Origin of the sequence: Haloferax chudinovii (assembly GCF_042663345.1) — an archaeon.
Taxonomy (GTDB): domain Archaea; phylum Halobacteriota; class Halobacteria; order Halobacteriales; family Haloferacaceae; genus Haloferax; species Haloferax chudinovii.
The window spans coordinates 130372-146800 of the sequence record NZ_JBHTAB010000009.1; the positions used below are offsets into that span (position 1 = coordinate 130372).

The 16429-nt window shown below is 64.0% G+C and carries 15 protein-coding genes; 10 read left to right on the forward strand and 5 right to left on the reverse strand.

The features are described from left to right. Positions 1–198: 198 nt before the first annotated feature. Positions 199–1137, reverse strand: coding sequence for a dihydrodipicolinate synthase family protein (locus tag ACFQI8_RS15285; protein ID WP_390246272.1), 939 nt, complete (start codon positions 1135–1137; stop codon positions 199–201). Positions 1138–1344: 207 nt separating this feature from the next. Here ACFQI8_RS15285 and ACFQI8_RS15290 point away from each other — a divergent pair, with 207 nt between their 5' ends. Next, positions 1345–2184 carry an NAD-dependent epimerase/dehydratase family protein gene (locus tag ACFQI8_RS15290; protein ID WP_390246274.1) on the forward strand — a complete coding sequence of 280 codons (840 nt, stop codon included), beginning with the start codon at positions 1345–1347 and terminating at the stop codon, positions 2182–2184. Between the two features lie 81 nt (positions 2185–2265). Here the strand turns inward: ACFQI8_RS15290 and ACFQI8_RS15295 are convergent, their stop codons facing one another. Beyond that, positions 2266–2727 carry a universal stress protein gene (locus ACFQI8_RS15295; RefSeq protein WP_390246276.1) on the reverse strand — a complete coding sequence of 154 codons (462 nt, stop codon included), beginning with the start codon at positions 2725–2727 and terminating at the stop codon, positions 2266–2268. A 107-nt stretch (positions 2728–2834) separates the two neighbouring features. Between ACFQI8_RS15295 and ACFQI8_RS15300 the strand changes: the two genes are divergently transcribed. From ACFQI8_RS15300 to ACFQI8_RS15330, 7 genes are all read left to right on the forward strand, one after another. Beyond that, positions 2835–3056 (forward strand): hypothetical protein, encoded by a 222-nt coding sequence (locus tag ACFQI8_RS15300; RefSeq protein ID WP_390246278.1) that lies wholly within the window; start codon positions 2835–2837, stop codon positions 3054–3056. 172 nt (positions 3057–3228) lie between these two features. Continuing rightward, the gene (locus ACFQI8_RS15305) at positions 3229–5028 is read left to right on the forward strand and encodes an ABC transporter substrate-binding protein (protein WP_390246365.1); all 1800 of its coding nucleotides are present in this window, start codon (positions 3229–3231) and stop codon (positions 5026–5028) included. 72 nt (positions 5029–5100) lie between these two features. Next, the gene (locus tag ACFQI8_RS15310) at positions 5101–6105 is read left to right on the forward strand and encodes an ABC transporter permease (RefSeq protein ID WP_390246280.1); all 1005 of its coding nucleotides are present in this window, start codon (positions 5101–5103) and stop codon (positions 6103–6105) included. 2 nt (positions 6106–6107) lie between these two features. Next, complete coding sequence (locus tag ACFQI8_RS15315) at positions 6108–7130, forward strand: ABC transporter permease (RefSeq protein ID WP_390246282.1); 1023 nt, start codon at positions 6108–6110, stop codon at positions 7128–7130. 45 nt (positions 7131–7175) lie between these two features. Further along, the gene (locus ACFQI8_RS15320; RefSeq protein ID WP_390246284.1) at positions 7176–8246 is read left to right on the forward strand and encodes an ABC transporter ATP-binding protein; all 1071 of its coding nucleotides are present in this window, start codon (positions 7176–7178) and stop codon (positions 8244–8246) included. Further along, positions 8243–9304 (forward strand): ABC transporter ATP-binding protein, encoded by a 1062-nt coding sequence (locus tag ACFQI8_RS15325; protein ID WP_390246286.1) that lies wholly within the window; start codon positions 8243–8245, stop codon positions 9302–9304. The genes ACFQI8_RS15320 and ACFQI8_RS15325 overlap by 4 nt, the downstream gene beginning before the upstream one ends. Before the next feature lie 133 nt (positions 9305–9437). Beyond that, positions 9438–9656, forward strand: a complete 219-nt coding sequence (locus tag ACFQI8_RS15330) for a hypothetical protein (RefSeq protein ID WP_390246288.1) — start codon at positions 9438–9440, stop codon at positions 9654–9656. A 141-nt stretch (positions 9657–9797) separates the two neighbouring features. Here ACFQI8_RS15330 and ACFQI8_RS15335 read toward each other — a convergent pair whose 3' ends face one another. Together ACFQI8_RS15335 and ACFQI8_RS15340 are read right to left on the reverse strand one after the other, a co-directional pair. After that, a complete protein-coding gene (locus ACFQI8_RS15335) occupies positions 9798–10928 on the reverse strand; it encodes an enolase C-terminal domain-like protein (protein WP_390246290.1) in 1131 nt (376 codons plus the stop codon). Between the two features lie 158 nt (positions 10929–11086). After that, a complete protein-coding gene (locus tag ACFQI8_RS15340; protein ID WP_390246292.1) occupies positions 11087–12514 on the reverse strand; it encodes a sulfatase family protein in 1428 nt (475 codons plus the stop codon). A 56-nt stretch (positions 12515–12570) separates the two neighbouring features. Here ACFQI8_RS15340 and ACFQI8_RS15345 point away from each other — a divergent pair, with 56 nt between their 5' ends. Further along, positions 12571–14187: a glycosyl hydrolase family 28 protein gene (locus tag ACFQI8_RS15345; RefSeq protein ID WP_390246294.1), complete on the forward strand. Its 1617-nt coding sequence runs from the start codon at positions 12571–12573 to the stop codon at positions 14185–14187. A gap of 168 nt (positions 14188–14355) precedes the next feature. Continuing rightward, on the forward strand, positions 14356–14772 hold the full coding sequence (locus ACFQI8_RS15350) for a GlcG/HbpS family heme-binding protein (protein ID WP_390246296.1): 417 nt from the start codon (positions 14356–14358) through the stop codon (positions 14770–14772). Between the two features lie 84 nt (positions 14773–14856). Here ACFQI8_RS15350 and ACFQI8_RS15355 read toward each other — a convergent pair whose 3' ends face one another. Beyond that, a complete protein-coding gene (locus tag ACFQI8_RS15355; RefSeq protein ID WP_390246298.1) occupies positions 14857–15732 on the reverse strand; it encodes an SMP-30/gluconolactonase/LRE family protein in 876 nt (291 codons plus the stop codon). Between the last annotated feature and the right edge of the window lie 697 nt (positions 15733–16429).

Consider the following 16429-nt stretch of genomic DNA (forward strand, 5'->3'; position numbering starts at 1 on the left):
CCGGGAAGATAACACGATGTCGAAGAGGGCAGAGATGCGGAGGACAGCGGCGCGGAAGCGACTCGGCGGTGAGACGGCAGAAGGCGGTGAGTGGTGCCCCCGACGGGCACAGTCGGGAGCCGTCAGACAGTGTGGGTGGTGGTCAGTCGGTTTCGGTGCGGTCCGAGTCGTCAGGTGCGTTCGAGTCGAGGCCGTCAGTCAGTCGATGACGCGGGCGATACCGTCGTCGAGTTCCTCGTACAGTTCTTCGGCGCGGCGCTCGTCTTCGGTCGACAGCGACCGAATCGGCTCGCGGACCGACCCGCCGTGCAGGCCGGCCAGTTCGAGGCCCTTCTTCACCACCGGAACGCTGATTGCGCCGGGGAGGTCGTTGTCCTGGCCCGTCTCGCCGCGGAGGGCTTGGAACGGAAGCGTCAGGTCGCGAATCTCGCGGGCGCGTTCCCAGTTCTCCGCGGCGAGCGCGTCGAACAGCGCGAGGCCGATTTCCGGGCGGAAGTTACTGACCCCCGCCGAGAAGCCCTCGATACCCTCGTTCCAAAACGAGACGGCGTACGGTTCCGCGAGGCCGTCTACCCAGACCACGTCGTCGTCGGCGGCGGCGACGGCCGAGCCGAGTTTGACCGGGTCCTCGATGGCGTACTTGACGCCGACGACGCCCTCGATGCGCGAGAGGTCGCGGAGGAAAGAGACCGAAGGGTCGAAGCCGCGGACGTAGGGAACGAGCGGCGTGTCGGTCGCGGCGTCGAGTTTCTCGTAGTAGCGGATGAGGCCCCGTTCGTGGACGTAGGTGTGGTCCGGCGGCATGACCATCATGGCGTCAACGCCGACGCGGTCGTAGGCGTCCATGAGGTCCGTCGCGGCCTTCGTCGACCCGCCGACGCCGGCGAGGACGCAGGCGCTGTCGGGAAGCGCGTCGGCCGCCGTCTCCGTCACGTCGACGCGCTCCTGTTGGGACAGAGAGTGATATTCGCTGATGTTCGCGGCCGCGAGGAACGACGAGATACCGTCGCCGGAAAGCGATTTCGCGTTCGCTTCGAGTCTGTCGTGTCGAATCTCCAGGTCGTCGTCGAACGGCGTGAGCAAGCCGACGGCGACGCCACGGAGACGACTGCGTACACGGTCGTCTGCGAGTGGCATGGTACAGTCAATCTGAGTCAACCGTGATAAAGCCATCGTCAACCCCTGAATCCGACGTTCACGCGCGAGAGGGCCCGCGAATCGTCCATTTGGGACGCGACGTTCAGGCTTTGTGAACCGAACGAGCGGGCCGGAGCGGCACCCGAGTCGAAGTCGGATTTCGCGGTCACCCATCAATTTATTACGATTTGGTCAGAGTGGATTCGTATGGACGTCTTGATGACCGGCGTCTATGGCCGGTGCGGCACCGCAGTCATAGACCACCTGCACGACGACGACGCCTACGACTTCACGTACTTCAACCGCTCCGACCGACCCGACGACCACCCCTACGGCGGTCACGACACCATCGTCGGCGACGTCTCCGACTACGACGCCCTCAACGACGCCGCGGCGGGACAGGACGCGATGGTCCACATGGCGGCGTACCCCTACACCGACGGCACGTGGGAGGACGTCTTCGAACCCAACATCATCGGGATGTACAACGCGCTCGAAGTCGCCCGCGAGAACGAAATCGAGTCGTTCGTCTTCCTCTCGACGAACCACGTCATGGGCGGCTACGAAGACGAGTTCGCCCCCGAGATTTACGAGCCGGGCCACGGGCTCGTCATCGGCCACGAAGACCCCGTTCGTCCCGACTCGTTCTACGGCGCGTCGAAGGCCTACGGCGAGGACATGGGCCGGTACTACGTCGAGAACTACGAATACCCCAAGCAGTTCTACGCCCTCCGGGTGTGCAGTGTCCGGATGCCCGAGTACGACCACCCCTACGGCGACGCCGAGGCCGCCGTCGAGAACGGCGAGTTCGAGCGCGGGAGCGCCGAGTACGAGGAGACTGTCGGTCGCATGAAGGCGATGTGGCAGTCCCGCCGCGACTTCGCCCACGAAATCGACTGCTGTCTGCAGGACGACGACGTCGAGTTCGGCGTCTTCAGCGGCGTGAGCGACAACCAGCGCCGGTGGTACGACCTCGAACACGCCCGCTCGCAGATCGGCTACCACCCGCAGGACGACGGCGAGGAGTGGGACAGCCCGCCGGAGTAGTCTCGAACGGCCGAGTACTGACGACTACGCGGTCGCGGAGTCAGAAAAAACGGGAGTCGGGTCAGTCCGCCGCGGCGACGCTCACTCGGTGTGAAGCGTCACGTAGCCGTCGAAGTTGAGAATCACGAACTGCGCGAGGTCGCCGAACAGCGCCTTCCCGGTCGGCGACCGCTTCCGACCGAGGATGAACACGTGGTCTGCGCCCTCCTCGTCGGCGACCTCGATGACGGTCTCGGCGCGCTCTTTCTCGCTGGCGATACGCGGGACGATGTCGTAGGACACCTCGTCGTCGGTCGAAAAGACCTCGCGGGCGACTTCCTCGGCGTCGTTCATCGCGCCTTTGAACGCGTCCTGTTCCGTGTACGACGTGTGTTCGACGTCGCCGATGGTGTCGAGGACCTCCTGAGTCTCCTCGAACTCGTCTTCGGTGAGTGTGACGAGGAGGACGAGGTCGGCGTCCGCGCCCAGCGCGTGTTCTCTGGCCTCCCGCAGGAGGTCGGCGTGCGAGTCGGTGTTCTCGATGAGTACTAAGCCTCTGTCCATGCACCCCCATTCCGCCTCGTCTTATCTAAGTCTACCGCAGGAACGGACGGCGCGAGCGCGACAGGCGGGGCAGTATACTGAAATACACCGCGGTACTCTACGCAGATATGCCCGAAACGAGTCTCGCCGACGTGCTCCGCGATTACGAGACCCGAATGAAGTTCGTCTTCGTCATCTCGCTCGCCTCCATCGCCCTGCTTCTCGTCTCGTTACCGTCTATCGAGTCGGGGACGACGACTCACGCGCTCGTCTATCTCCAGCTGACGACGTTCGGCGGGTTAGCGGTCGTGATGCTCGGACTGTTGCTGTGGACGGCGAGGAGCGGGTGAGAGGGACGCCGACGTGCCATCGCGACCGAGCAGAACAGATATTTTCTCTATCATGGTCAGTATGGGTAAATCCAGTATCTATATTAACAGGGAGTATCATGATAGATGATACCGCATGGCTGGAAAACGTTCAACCAACTGGAGTAGACGAGACCTTATCAAGTACGGGGCGGTGGCCGGGACGGCTGGACTGGCCGGCTGTTTCGATAGTTCGGGGCAGACGACCGAAAACGGCGGCACCGAAGACGGCACGGACGGCGGCACGAACACCGAATCTGGGGCGAGCCTCGCCGACGACACTCTCGATTACCCCGCGGGCCGACCCGCGACCGACGTGCAGTTCAACCGCTACAGCCTCGGCAACTACGCGCACACCCTGCAAGACCAACTGTTCGAGGAAGTCGCGCGCGGCTACGCCGACGGGACGGTCCGACCCGACCTGCTCGACGACATGAGCGTCGACGGGCGGACGCTCACGCTGACGTTCCCCGAGGGGTTCAAGTGGTGGAACGGCGACGACCTGACGGCCGAAGACTACTACATCGGCCTCGAGATCGACCGCCTGCAGTCGCCCGAGGAGTCGCCCATCGAGAGCAACACGCTGGTCGACGACTACACCATCGAGCGGACGTTCAAGACCGCCGTTTCGCCCAACCTGATGAAGGCGAACGTCGCCGAGACGTTCGTCAACACCCCGCGGTCGATTTACCGCGAGTACCTCACGCGCTACGAGGAAGCATCGAGTGACAGCGAGCGCGAGAGCGTGACGAGCGACCTCCTCGACATGAGCATCACGACCCAACAGCTCATCGACGAGGGGCTCGGCAACGCGCTGTACCGCGTCACCGGCTTCAACTCCTCGGAGACCGTCCTCGAGAAGTTCGAGGGCCACCCGTACGCGAGTCGGACGGACATCCCGAAGGTGCGCATCATCCCCGAGACGACCGCCGACGTGGAGTCGCTGTCGGTGAACGACCAGCTCGACATGAACCCCGACGTGCTCATGTCGGAGTCCCAGCAGTCCCGGTACCCGGACAACATCGAGAACGTCTACCGGCTCAACTGGTTCCGCACGCAGAAGTTCACGTTCAACTTCAAAAACGAACACATCGCGCGGCTCCCCGTCCGACGCGCCATCGTCAACGCGGTCGACTTCGAGTCGATGGTCGCCGCGATGCGACAGGCCGGAACCGTCGGCGCGCCCGCCGAGAACCAGACGGCACTACGCTCGACGATTCACGAGGAGTACCTCGGTTCGGACTTCGTCGACCAGCTCATCGACTACCCGGTGGGCAAGGACCTCGACGCCGCGACGCAACTGCTCGAAGACGCCGGCTACACCAAGGAGAACGGCACGTGGGTCGACCCGAACGGCGAGTCGTTCACCTTCACCGTCCTCACGCAGAACAACAACACCCAGGTGCAGGCGACGAAGGTGTTCAACGACCAGCTCAACGCGTTCGGCCTCCAGACCGAGATTAGCACGGTCAGCTCGACCGACTACTACCAGCGGCTCCAAACGTACGAGGCGGACATCTTCTGGATATGGCACGTCGCGAAGGCGCTGTGGCACCCGACGGCGTACTTCTCGAACAACTTCTACGGCATCGAGGTCGGCGACCCCGAAAGCGGGAACGAGACCGGTCCGACCGGCAAGCCCTTTACGACGACCATCCCGAGCGAGGTCGGCGCGACCGAGATCTCGGGAAGCGGCAAGGAAATCCAGCCCGCACAGCTGATGAACGACCTGCCGAACTCCGAGTCCGCAGAGCAGGTCAGAGAGCGGACCCGCGACCTCGTCCAGTGGTTCAACTACGCACTTCCCGACTTCGTCTTCGTCGAGGAGGACTCCGGCTACTGGGGCGACACGCAGGACTTCTCCATGCCGACGGGCGACGACTACGAACTCAACACGAACCGGCCGGGCGAGTTCTCCTTCAAGAACGGATGGATTAGCTCGAACTCGCAGTAAGGTGAGACGGCATCCCAACGGGCTTAACCACCACAATTAAGCTCTCTCACGCTAGAAGCCAAACTATTAATAATGACACCAAAGTATTTGTTGAAGCGTCTCGGGCAAGCGATACTGACGTTTCTCGTCACGATGACGGTCTCGTTTCTGCTGTATCAGGCCATGCCCGGTGGCCCGACGGAAGCGATGCGGAGCGTGATTCTCTCCCAGAGCGGCGGAAGCGTCGACATCGACCGACTGAACAGGATGATACAGCTCTACACGAACGTGAATCCGGACCAGCCGATGCACGTACAGTACTTCAACTACGCGTCTGACGTGATTCTCCGGCAGGACCTCGGCACCTCGTTCTTCAAGAACGAGGAGGTCACGACGCTCATCATGCAGCGCATCCCGTGGTCGATGTTCATCAGCGTCTACGCGCTCGCGTTGGGCTACTCGCTGAGCATCTTCCTCGGCGTGATGACGGCCTACCGGGAGAAGTCACGGTTCGACTCCACGGTGTCATCGCTCATCATCGGGCTCAACTCGATTCCGTACTACATCGTCGGCGTCGTGCTCATCTACTTCCTCGCCATCCAGAACAACTACTTCCCGACGGGCGGCCGCATCGGCTCGGGAATCGCGGCGGGGTACAACCCCGAGTTCATGCTCAGCCTCGTGAAGCACGCGGCGCTCCCGGCGATTTCGATGGGCGCGCTCGCGACCTCCGGCGCGCTCGCCATGCGCGGCAACGCGATTCGCGTCCTCGGCGAGGACTACATCCGCGTGGCACAGCTCCGCGGCCTCCGCGAAACCCGAATCGCCACGCAGTACCTCGGGCACAACTCCATCCTCCCGATGTACACGCAGTTCATGATCGGCATCGCCGGCGTCTTCAGCAGTGCCGTCATCGTCGAGGAGGTCTTCGCGTACCCGGGCATGGGCCTCCTGATGTTCGAGGCGGTCAAGACGCAGGACTACCCGCTTTTGATGGGCACGCTCCTCGTGTTCACCGCGATTTCGCTGACCGCCATCTTCATCGCCGACCTCACGTACACGCTCATCGACCCGCGCATCTCGGTGGGTGAGGAGTAACCATGAGCGAAGCACACTCCGACTCGTTCGACCTGAAGGACCTCTACGACGAGGACATCGACCCGGACCCGGAATCGCGGGCCGACCGCGCAAAGCGGTTCCTCGAGATGAACGTCGTCGCTCCCGCGCGCATCGCGGTCGCCGACTGGCGCGCGCTCGTCGGCGGCGCGATTCTCGCGTTCTTCCTCCTCATGGGCACCGTCGGCGTCGTCCTCGTCGAGCGACCGACAAGTGGGGACGCCCCCGTCCTCGCCGCGCCGTTCGAATCGCTCGCGTACCCGCTCGGCACCGACGTGTTCGGCCAGCCGATTCACGCCCAACTCATCCACGCGACACCGGGCATGTTCAAGATGATATTCGCGGGCGCGGTCGTGAGCGTCGGCTTCGCCGCCCTCGTGGGCGTCGTCGCCGGCTTCGAACACGGCACGCGCATCGACTCGTTCCTGATGACCGTCACCGACGTAGTCATCACGATTCCGGGCCTGCCGCTCATCATCGTCATCACGGCCATCTTCCAGCCCGAGAACCCCTACATCGTCGGGGTGTTCCTCGGCATCGACAACTGGCCGGGGCTGGCGCGGACCGTCCGCTCGCAGGTGCTGAGCATCCGCGAGGAGTCCTACGTCGAGGCGTCCGAAATCATGGGCATCCCGCTGTCGTCGATTCTCCGGCGGGACATCCTCTCACAGCTCATGCCGTACGTGATGATAAACGGGGCGCTCACCTCCCGGCGCATCATCTTCGAGTCCGTGGGGCTGTACTTCCTCGGCATCCTGCCGTTTACCACGTTCAACTGGGGCGTGATGATGAACCTCGCCTACGAGGGCAACGCGCTCACCCGCCCGGACATGCTCCCGTGGATGGTCGCGCCCATGGTCTGCATCTTCCTGCTGTCGTTCGGGCTCGTCCTCCTGTCGCAGGGGCTCGACAGCCTGTTCAACGTCCGCCTCCGAGCCCGCCACGCGAACACCTCGAAGAGAGACACCTCGAAAAACAACCAATCGCAGGCGACCGGCGGGGACTGACCCCGTGCCAACACCTATTACCAGCCCATGACTACCAACCAAGCAATGCGAACGTCGAATCAGAACGACTCGAACCCGGACCAAGACGTCGTGTTCGAGGTCCGCGACCTTGAGGTCACCTTCGGGACGAACCGAGGCGAATCGAGAGTCGTCCGCAACGTCGACTTCGACATCTACCGCAACGAGACGCTCGGCATGGTCGGCGAAAGCGGGAGCGGCAAGTCGATGACCTCGTCCGCGTTGATGAACGCGGTCGTCAGCCCGGGAGACACCTCCGGCGAGGTCACCTACTACCCACCCGACGGCGGCGAACCGATTTCGGTGCTCGACCTCGACGAAGAGGAGCTTCGGAAGTTCCGCTGGGGCGAAGTCGCCATGGTGTTCCAAGGCGCGATGAGTTCGTTCAACCCCGTCAAGAAGGTCCGCGGCCACTTCAGGGAGACCCTCGAAGACCACAACCGCGACGTGGAGGCGGGGCTCGAACGCGCCCGCCAGATTCTGGGCGACCTCTACCTCGACCCCGACCGCGTCCTCGACTCGTACCCCTACGAGCTCTCGGGCGGGATGAAACAGCGCGCGCTCGTCGCGCTCGCGCTCATCCTCGAACCGGAGGTGCTCGTGATGGACGAGCCGACCGCCGCGCTCGACCTCCTGATGCAACGCTCTATCGTCTCCCTGCTCAAGGAGCTCAAATCGGAGTACGACCTGACTATCATCTTCATCACGCACGACCTGCCGCTTCTCACCAAGCTCGCCGACCGGCTCGTCGTGATGTACGCGTTCGACATCGTCGAGGTCGGCTCGACCGAGGAGATACTGTACGACGCGGCGCACCCGTACACGCGGTCGCTCCTCAATGCGACGCCGGACCTGAACGCGCCCATCGAGGAGATGCAGTCCATCTCGGGGTCGAAGCCCGACCCGGTGACCAACGTTCCGGGCTGTTCGTACCGGCCGCGGTGCCCGATGGCCGACGAGTCCTGCGCGGAGGCGGAGCCGCCGATGGCCGACCGCGGAAACGGCCACCGAACCGCGTGTTTCTACCACGACGACGTGTCCGACGAGATTCCGATTCCCGCGATGGAAGCGGCCGAAGAGGGCGGTGAGTCGGAATGAGCGTCGACAACTCCATCCTCTCGGTCGACGACGTGTCGGTCCACTTCACGGACAGTAGCGGCTTCCTCGGCCTGTTCGGCGAGCGGCGGACGGTCCGCGCCGTCGACGGCATCTCGCTCGACATCGGCGAGAACGACGTGGTCACGCTCATCGGCGAGTCCGGCTGTGGCAAGTCGACGTTGGGCAAGGCGATAATCGGCGCGCAGGAGCCGACCCACGGCTCGATTACCTACCGCGGACAGGACATCTGGGAGGCGAAAAACGGCCGCAACCCGGACATCCCGTTCTCGGAGATTCGGCGGTCGCTCCAGATAATCCACCAGGACCCCGGGAGCGCGCTGAACCCGAACCAGCGCATCCTCACCTCGCTGATGCTCCCCCTGAAGAAGTGGAACCCGAACCTCGGCGAAGAAGAGCGTAGAAAGCGCATCTACGCGCTTCTCGAACGCGTCGGGCTCACGCCCGCCGAGGACTTCGTCGAGCGGTTCCCACACCAGCTCTCGGGCGGCGAGAAACAGCGCGTCGTGTTGGTCCGGTCGCTGTTGTTGAACCCGGACGTCATCCTCGCCGACGAGGCCATCAGCGCCCTCGACGTGAGCCTCCGAGTGGAGATGATGGATCTGATGCTCGAACTGCAGGACCTGTTCAACACCTCCTACGTCTTCATCAGCCACGACCTCTCGAACGCCCGGTACATCGCCGAGAAGTCCGGCGGCCGCATCGCCGTCATGTATCTCGGTCGCATCGTCGAAGTCGGGCCGATAGAGCAGGTCATCGGCGACCCCCAACACCCCTACACGCAGGCGCTGAAGTGGGCGACGCCGAACCTCTACGAGGGCGACGAGGACGACGACCTTCCGATTCGGAAAATCGACATCCCCGACCCGACGAACCGGCCCAGCGGCTGTCACTTCCACCCGCGGTGTCCGAAGGCACGAGAGGTCTGTGAGACCAACGACCCGGGCGCGTTCGAAAACGAGGACGGCCACGCCGCGCGGTGTTTCCGCGCAGACGACACCCACGAGTACTGGGACAGTCCGAGCATCGTCGACGACTGACCCACACCGTCCGCAACCGCCCGGCCCGTTTTCAGAGGACCCGTTTTCGCCCCGCAGAGCCGTCCGAATCGGTCGAACGACCCCAGAGCGAACAGTATCTATTTGTGTGCGGAGGGCTACCGTGTGAGTACGCATGTCAGTCAACGCATCGCGCGTGCCTTCGCTCCGGAAGGCCGCGTCCTCGCACCGGAACTTCATCATGACCGTGCTCTCGGGCGTCTGCATGATTCTCCTCGCGCGCTTCGTCCTCGACGGAACGCTCGCGGGGATGTTCGGCGTCTGGGGCATTTCGCTCGTCGGCGTCGGCGTCGGCGCCTACCTGCTACTCCGACTCTGGGGCGCGTACAACTGACCGCGCGAGGCCGTCACCGACATCGAGCGCCGAACTGAATCGCCGACGCAAAAAAGAAACAGCGTCCCGCGAGCGACCGCCGTCGCGTCTTCGTTCTCTCGTCGCGCCCGGAAGGTCGTCCCGTCCCGCCTGCCGACGCGGTTACGCGACGCGGTTAGCGTCGATGTAGTCCCAGTCGAACGCGTAGCCGAGGCCGGGCGTCTGCGGGAGTTCGACCACGCCGTTCTCGTCGATTTCGTCCGGCGGGTGTTCGAGGCCGGGGAAGTACGTCTCGTAGTCGTGGTTCGGGTGCAGGAGGCCGCGCTCGTAGTACCGGCCGGGGAACGCCATCGTCCCGAGCAGTTGGAGGTTGGGCGCGTCGCGGCCGTGAATCTCGCACTCGATGTTGAACGACTCGCAGAGACCGACCGCCTTCAGCGCCGGCGTGATGCCGCCCACGTCGTAGACGCCGACGCGGATGATGTCGGCGATGTCCCGCTTTATCCACTCGGCGCGGGTGTGCATCCGACCCTCGGCGGTCTCGGGGCCGACGACGGCGATGTCGAGTTCGTTCGAGAGCCACTCGTAGGAGGACATCGAGTGTTCGTCCATCGGCTCCTCTATCCAGCGGAAGTCGAGGTCTTCGAGCGCCTTTCCGATTTTCTTGGCCTCGCTCCGGCTGTAGAAGTGGTGGGCGTCGAGCATGAGGTCGATATCGTCGCCGACCCGCTCGCGGACGGCCCGGCAGGCGGCGATGTCCTGTTCGGGGTCGTCGCCGAACGGCGGCATCCACGTGTGGAGCTTGACGGCTTGATAGCCCTCCGCGACGAGTTCCTCGGCGAAGTCGGCGTACGCCTCGGGCGAGCCGAGTCCGTCGGGGTCGTCGTCGCCGACCATCGTACTGCCGTACGCCGGGACCGAATCGCGGGCCGCTCCGATGAGTTGGTAGACCGGGAGGCCGGCGTCCTTGCCGGCGACGTCCCAGAGCGCGCAGTCGATGGGCGCGACGCGCTTGTCCGTGAGCGTTCCCTTGTTCAGTCGCTCGGCCCGGCAGAGCAGTTGCCAGAGCTTCTCGCGGTACAGCGGGTTCTCGCCGACGAGGTGCTTTTTCGCGAACTCGTTGGCCGCCTCGTGGCCGCCGCGGCAGTAGCCGTCCGGGCCGCCGTCGACGACGACGTGGGTGATGGTCCGTGTCGACTCCCTCGGCTCGCCGGGATGGCCGTGGCCCTTCTCGTCGGGGTCGATGTGGGACTCACAGCTGAACCGGATGGTACGGATGTCGCTAATCTCCATTCGTGGTAGTCGGTTACGCGGAACGCTCATAAAAGTACGGCGAGACCGACGGCTTCGGAGGCCGACGACCGCCGGATGATGGGGACCGAACGGGGATCGAACAACTGGAGCCGAACAACTGGAGCCGAAAGGGGACAAAGCCCGGCGGCGACGGCGCGTCAGTCCAGCACGTCCGCCGGCTCCTCGGGATACGGCTCGCGGACGAGCCGGCCCATGTCGATTTCTTGGTACGGCGCGCGTCGGAGCGACCCGTTCTCGACGAACTCGTCGGCCCCCGCGTCGGTCAGCTTTTCCGCCAGCGCGGCGCGGAGTTCGGCGACGACCTCGGGGTTGTCGGCGGCGCACTCGCCGAGTTCGTTCGGGTCGGCCGCGAGGTCGAACAGCTGTTCGCGGCCGCCGTTGCGCATGAACACGTACTTCCAGCGACCCTCGCGGACCATCCCGGTGAAGTTCGGCGGGAGCCGCGGCGTCCGGTGGTAGCCGAACAGCCGCGCTCTCGGCTCCGCGTCGCCCCGAATCGTCCCGAGCACGTCGACGCCGTCGCGGAGTTCTCGGTCGCCCGCGGCGGTCGTCGCGATGCCGAACAGGTCAGTCAACGCCACGAGGTCGTCGCGGCGCTCGCCGGCCGGTAGCTCCGCGGGCCAACTCACGAGGAACGGGACGCGGCACGACGACTCGAAGAACGACGACTTCTCCCAGCCGCGGTGGTCGCCGAGGAGTTCGCCGTGGTCCGAGAAGAAACAGATGAGGGTGTTATCGGCGTCGTCGCGGGCTTCGACCGCGTCGAGCAGGCGACCGATTCGGCGGTCGACCTCGGAAATCATGCCGTAGTAGTACGCCTTGATGACCCGAGCGGTGGTGTCGTCGATGCCCCCCTCGCGGGTCGTCCAGAAGTGGTGGTTCTGGGCGGGAATCTTCTCGTCCATATGGTCGGTTTCTCGGTCGCCTTTGACCGGGGTTTCGAGCCGCTCGGGGTCGTACATCCGGTCGAAGGGCGGCGACGGCGCGAACGGCGGGTGCGGCGGTTCGTACGAGACGAGGCCGAAAAACGGCTCGTCGGTGTCGCGGCCGACGAGGTCGACCGCGCGGTCGGTCATCCACGCCTCGTAGTTGTCGTCCGGCGGGAGTCGGTTCTGTTGGGGGAGGTGGACCATCGCGCCCTGCCGGGCGGTCGTCTTGACCTCGTGGCCGGTCTCCTCGCGGAACGCCTCGAAACTCAGGCGGTGGTCGTAGCCGAGGTCGATGTCGCGCGGGTGGGCGTGGTACTTCCCGACGAGGAACGTCCGGTAGCCCCGCTCGCGCATGCTTCGGGCGAGGAAGGGGCCGCACCGCTGTTCGAGGTGTCTGGCGTCGCGCTTTTCGTTCCCGAGATAACCCGTCGAGACGGCCTCACAGCCGGTTCGAATCGTGTGTCGCGCCGGGATGCAGATGGGGTCCGGCGAGTAGGCGTTGGTGAAGGAGACGCCGCGGTCGACGAGGCGGTCGATGTTCGGGGTGTGGATTCGACTGTTTCCGAGCGCCCCAATCGCGTCCGACCGTTGCTGGTCAGTCATCACGAACAGGACGTTTGGGCGAGCATCACTCACGGCCGAACTCCGACCACCAGTAGTATAAAGATAGGTCACCGCGACGGTACGGGTACATGCCGCCCACAGCGAGTGCCTTCGACGTGACAGCCTACGCCAACGAAACGGACGACCTCCAGACCGAGGCGTTCCAGACGGCCATCGACGACTGCTCTGAGTCCGGTGGCGGAACCGTCACCGTCCCCAGCGGGACATACATCGTCGGAACCGTCCATCTCCGAAGTAACGTGACGCTGTATCTGGAAGCCGGGGCGGTCGTCAGCCCCGCGAAAGACGAGTCCGAGTACACGGACAAGTTCATCGGCCCCGACGACGAGCGCATCTTCTTCCTCGCCGAGGACGTAGAGAACGTCACCATCGCCGGCGAGGGCGAGTTCGACGGCCTCGGGACCGAGTTCATGCGGATGGACACGCCCATTCAGGGCCACTCCAACGAGAGCGCGTCGCACCCGCTCATCTCGAACGGCCCCCACGAGGCCCGACAGGGCGACGCCTACCTCTCGCGGACGGGAGGGACCGAGGGCTGGCCGGTCGCCAAACCCGACTTCCGCCCCGGCCCGATGTTCCGGTTCAACAACTGCACGAACGTCCGCGTCCGCGACGTGACCATCCGCGATATGCCCGCGTGGACGCTGTCGTTCCACGGGACCGAGGAGGTCGATATCCGCGGCGTCGACATCCTCAACCACCTGCTCATCCCGAACTGCGACGGCATCGCGCTCGGCGACACGCGGAACGTCCACATCTCCGACTGCACCATCCAGTCGTGCGACGACAGCATCACCTTCGGCGCGCGCCCCGACGAGCCGACGACCTGCGAGGGCATCGTCGTGACGAACTGCACGCTCCGGTCGAGCGCCTGCGCCATCAAGTTCGGCTCGGGCACCGACGACACGATTCGCGACTGCCTGTTCCAGAACATCGTCGTGCAGGAGTCGAACCGCGGTCTCGGCATCCAGCACCGCGATTCGGGCGTCGTCGAGAACGTGCTTTTCACCGACATCGTCGTCAACTCCAACATGCTCCCCGGCCCGTGGTGGGGCAAGGGCGAACCAATCTACGTCACGTCGGTCCCGCGGGACGACGACACTGACCTCGGCGGGATTCGGAACGTGCGCTTTTCGAACATCGTCGCGCGAAGCGAGAACGGCGCGCTCGTCTACGGCTCCGAGGACTCGGACATCGAAACCATCGAGTTCGACAACGTCCGCATCGAACTCACCGGGAGCGACCACGCCGACGAGGTGGGCGGCAACTTCGACCTCCAGCCGAGTTCGGTCGTCACGCCCATCTTCACCAACGACATCGCCGGCGTCCACGTCGAGAACGCCCGCGACGTGACGATGCGCGACGTGACCGTCGAGTGGGATGACGACGGCGACCTGGCCGACTACTACCGGAGCGGACTGGCCTGCGAAGGCGTGGACGACCTGCTCGTCGACGGCTTCGTCGGGAGACAGGCCCACCGCGACGACGACACGGCGGCGATTTCGCTCGTCGACACCGCGGACATCACGGTTCGGAACGCCCGGGCGACCGAGGGAACGGGGACGTTCCTCTCGCTGTCGAACACGACCGGCGAGCGGTTGTTCGTCAACAACGACCTCGTCGATGCCGCCGACGCCGGCGACGTGGAGTCGTTCGAGCGGTCGGGGAACGCCCTCCCGAGATAACCCGTACGTTCAAGCCGACGCGACGACGACAGAGAAACGCAAAACGCGCAGTCGAGCCCGCGGCGTTCGATTCGGATCGGAGAGACGTATCTCCGCCTGTGTCCGCTAAGACGGCTGTTCTCCCCGCGAACGGTGGTTTTTTGCTCCGAGACGCCGACGGTCGAGTCGATGGTACAAGAGCTGACGCTAGCCGAAGCCAAGACGATTCTCGACGCGGCGGAGGAGAAAGCCGAAGACCTCGGCGTGCCGCTGAACCTCGCGGTGACGAACAGCGAGGGGAACCTCCTCGGGTTCCGCCGGATGGACGGTGCGAAGCTCGTCGCGAGCAACATCGCACAGAACAAGGCCTACACCGCGGCCGCGGTGAAGAAGCCGACCCACGAACTGAAGGAAGGTGCCGAACCCGGCGGCGACGTGTACGGCCTCCACACGACCGACAACGGTCGCGTCGTCGTCTTCGGCGGCGGGTTCCCGCTCGAACACGACGGCGTCATCGTCGGCGCGGTCGGCGCGAGCGGCGGCGCGGTGTCCGAAGACATGGACGCGTCCCAGGCGGGGGTCGACGCGTTCGAACCGCTCCGCTGAGACGCCCGCGTCGGAGTCGCCGCGTTCGGGTTCGGTTCCGGCGGCATCCAACCCAGCGTCTCTGTCCTCACGGTCCCGTTTCGGTCAGAACCGAACGTACGCCGAGCGGTCGGTCTCGGCCGCGTAGAGACTGCCCGTCATGTCCGCGACGTAGAGCGTCGAGCCGTCCGGCCCCCCGAGCGTGCAGTTCGTCGGGCGGCTCTCGGGAAACGGGTGGCGTTCGAGCACTTCGCCCTCCGGGGAGAACACGTAAATCGACGGTCCCGGACCGCTTTTTTCCCAGCCGGCGCAGGCGACGATTTCGCCCGACGCCGTGAGTGTCATGCCGTCGATGCCGCGGTGGTCGCCGAAGTCGTGCAGTAGCTCGCGGGGGCCGAGCGACCCGTCGTCCCGAATCGGGTAGGCCCGCAGGTCGGTGTCTTGGTCCGAGCCGTAGGTGCATTCGGCGACGTACAGCCGCGTCTCGTCCGGCGAGAGGAGGATGCCGTTCGGGCGGTCCATCTCGTCGGTGAGGTGGACGAGTTGCCAGTCGCCGCTCGCGTCCGCGTCCACAGCCGGCCGTTCGGCGCGGAAGACGGAGGTGTGGCCGAGCAATCCCCGGTCCTTATCGTCGGGGTCGGTGAACCAGACGTCGCCATCGCGGTCGATTTCGAGGTCGTTCGGCCCGTTGAGCGGCGTCCCAGCGAACTCGTCGACGACGACCGACGCGGGTTCGTCCGGGGTCAGCGCGGCGATTCGGTGACCCTCGGCCTCGCAGGCGTACAGCTCGCCGTCGCGTCCCTCGTGGAGGCCGACCGCGCCGGCGGTCGGGTCGATGTAGACGCTCGTCTCCCCCGTCACCGGGTCGTATTCGAGGACCTGATGCTCCTGTATCTCCGTGAATCGAACCGCGTCCCCGGTCCAAATCGGACCCTCAGTGGCCCGAAACGGACCCGCGACTCGCTCGAACTTCCATGCCATCGAGGGGTCGTTGTCCCCGCGGGGACTTAAGCGTCGTCCGACTCTCATCAACCGCCAATTTGTCAATGTTATTTCCGATTTTAGGGACAGTTCTGAGCACAGGAACCGCACGAAAGTCGGCTCGCCCGTGGCCGATAAAGACTTGGCACGATAGTGCCATCACAACGATACGAAACATATAAATTCCAAAACTATATCAACATAAATTATAAAATACAATCTATTAGGATTCATAATTATTTGGATAATTTGAATAATTAAACTACATTTCAGAATTTGCAAATATTCAGATGGCATCAGACCCAATATACTGTTTTTAATTCAAAGTGGGACTCATGTTTGTGCTGACTGAGTAGTCAATTTCAAAATAGTCATGTTCCACTACAAAATTGTTTTCTGATAATTGTCGTGTTCAGACGACCGATAACTGTATAAACGGGAACGGGCTCTCGTCGCAGTGACGGAAGAAAGACAGTCGAGAGCGGCGAACGAGCGCCAGCGGGCGGGAAACTACACCTCCAGTCGTCCACGACGGCCGGCGAGGTTCTTCGGACGGTCGTGCAGTCTGTCGATTACAGAGACACGACTAGACGTGTGGCAGACGACAGACAACCACATTGTGCCATATTGTTCGCATGGTATTCCGTTTTGAACCGAGAATATTATTTTAGGTTACTATACGGTACCTTTATGTTCC